Below are 496 nucleotides of genomic sequence, written 5' to 3' on the forward strand. Positions count from 1 at the left end.
GGGCGTTAGGCTTCCAAGAGTATGAATCAACCTAAGAATATTAAAATTGCTATATTCATTTACTTTGCAGCAATTGCTTTAAGTTTTATCGGAGCTATTCCTAATTACCTTGCAGCAGATCCTCGCCCACCATTATTTGGTGTTTTAATAACTTGGGTCATTATGTACGGTTTACTTATTGGATTAGGTTACGCAATTAAAATAGGAAAAAATTGGGCTAGGCATACTAATGCGGTTATTACAGCAATTTCATTAGTTACCATTTTCTTTGCTGGAACTTCACCATCTTTATCAACGGACATTAGCCAAATAATTTTAGTAGTTAATAATATAGCATCTGTTGTTGTTTTAATTTTGCTTTATACAAATGCATCAAACGACTGGTTTAAAGCAGTAAAAGCCTAACAAGTCATTAAAGCAGGACAAAAAACAGTTGGCTTTTGCTCCTGCGTCGCCTATTTTAGCCAACAATTTTTTGCCTCTTAATGAGGCGTTA

Annotated in this window: 1 protein-coding gene; it reads left to right on the forward strand. The window is 34.7% G+C overall.

Translation table 11 applies throughout. The annotated features are described in order from the left end of the window. Positions 1-21 precede the first annotated feature (21 nt). Complete coding sequence (locus tag AC27HL_RS19565; protein WP_487082525.1) at positions 22-405, forward strand: hypothetical protein; 384 nt, start codon at positions 22-24, stop codon at positions 403-405. The last annotated feature ends 91 nt before the right edge of the window (positions 406-496 follow it).

The sequence above is a fragment of the Colwellia aquaemaris genome (assembly GCF_057548755.1).

What these genes read in the sequence shown, in the direction of transcription:
- AC27HL_RS19565 (WP_487082525.1), top strand. Translation starts at nt 22, where the DNA reads ATGAATCAACCTAAGAATATTAAAATTGCTATATTCATTTACTTTGCA.